2 protein-coding genes are annotated in these 1,100 nt (G+C 43.9%); both read left to right on the forward strand.

Annotated elements, in window-relative coordinates; translation table 11 throughout:
• Window positions 1-253: 253 nt before the first annotated feature.
• Window positions 254-418 carry a hypothetical protein gene (locus tag IQ242_RS25450; RefSeq protein WP_167341559.1) on the forward strand — a complete coding sequence of 55 codons (165 nt, stop codon included), beginning with the start codon at window positions 254-256 and terminating at the stop codon, window positions 416-418.
• Window positions 411-866 (forward strand): N-acetyltransferase, encoded by a 456-nt coding sequence (locus IQ242_RS25455; RefSeq protein ID WP_193961863.1) that lies wholly within the window; start codon window positions 411-413, stop codon window positions 864-866. Before IQ242_RS25450 ends, IQ242_RS25455 begins: the two co-directional genes overlap by 8 nt.
• Window positions 867-1,100 lie beyond the last annotated feature (234 nt).

Here is a 1,100-nt window from a genome sequence, read left to right on the forward strand (position 1 = left end):
TCTGTGGACTCTGTGTAAGACAGTACATGGTTTTTTAACTGTGGTATGCGACGGTGGTGGAAGCAGAAACTTAAATCGTGAGGTTTAGGAATCGCCGCACTTTTAGGGCGGCGAGGATGTCAAAGTCTAGTTGTCGGTTTCTAGTGATCGGTATGCCGATCACTTTTTTTTGGGTGAATTTTTTTTTAATTGCTGATATCTTAACTGGCAATCCCTAAAATAGAAGGAACAGCAGTGTAGAGATCAAATAATTATGGCTTTTTTTCGGCAATATATCGCCCCGCTCCTGACTATCTTAGTGTTTTTAGTTGCTCTGGTTGCCACCGGCATCCGGATTTTTTTACCGGCAGATTTAGCGGCACCCGCTCCGATCGAGCCATCCCTGGGCATAATTTTCTTTTATCCTTGGCATGGCTAACCTTCCCGAAGATTATCGGCTGCGACTGGGCAAAATGGGCGATCGCTATCTACTCATTAATTTTCTCACCCGCACCTATGAAGAATTTTTTCCCGAACAAAAAAACCTCTCCCATCTAGCTGATACAGTCAGACAGTTTTTTTGCCTCGATACTCCCCTGTGGATCGTCGAAGGACAACAAACGGCGATCGCTTGTCTCTGGATGGGGAGCGCCGTCGATCAGGTGACAGGCGATCGCTATGGTCATATTTTCCTGATTTACGTCGATCCCCAGCATCGTCGCCAAGGTATCGCCAGCGCACTAATCGATCGAGCTAGGGATTGGGCAAAAAGTCGCGGACAAACCCGCATCGGTTTACAAGTCTTCATCAATAACGACAATGCTCTTAATCTCTACCAAAATCTCGGCTTTCAAACTCGCTCTTTGCTGATGTGGAAAAATATTTAGAAAAGGAGTCAGGAGACAGTATTCAGGAGTCAGGAGACAGTATTCAGGAGATTATTTTTAGGCTCTACCGAACCTGTCATGTAAAACTATCAACAATTCGTGCTTGTAAAGCTTGTATACTAAAGGCTTTGAGTTTTTGTTAAATTGATATTTATCAACTTTAGAGCATTGCTGGGCAGAGAGGGAGCTTGAGGAATTTTCTACAGTGTAAGTTCGGAAGAACCTATTTTTATT

The sequence above is a fragment of the Microcystis sp. LEGE 08355 genome, from assembly GCF_015207185.1.
Lineage (GTDB): Bacteria > Cyanobacteriota > Cyanobacteriia > Cyanobacteriales > Microcystaceae > Microcystis > Microcystis panniformis.

What these genes read in the sequence shown, in the direction of transcription:
- IQ242_RS25455 (WP_193961863.1), top strand. Translation starts at nt 411, where the DNA reads ATGGCTAACCTTCCCGAAGATTATCGGCTGCGACTGGGCAAAATGGGC.
- IQ242_RS25450 (WP_167341559.1), top strand. Translation starts at nt 254, where the DNA reads ATGGCTTTTTTTCGGCAATATATCGCCCCGCTCCTGACTATCTTAGTG.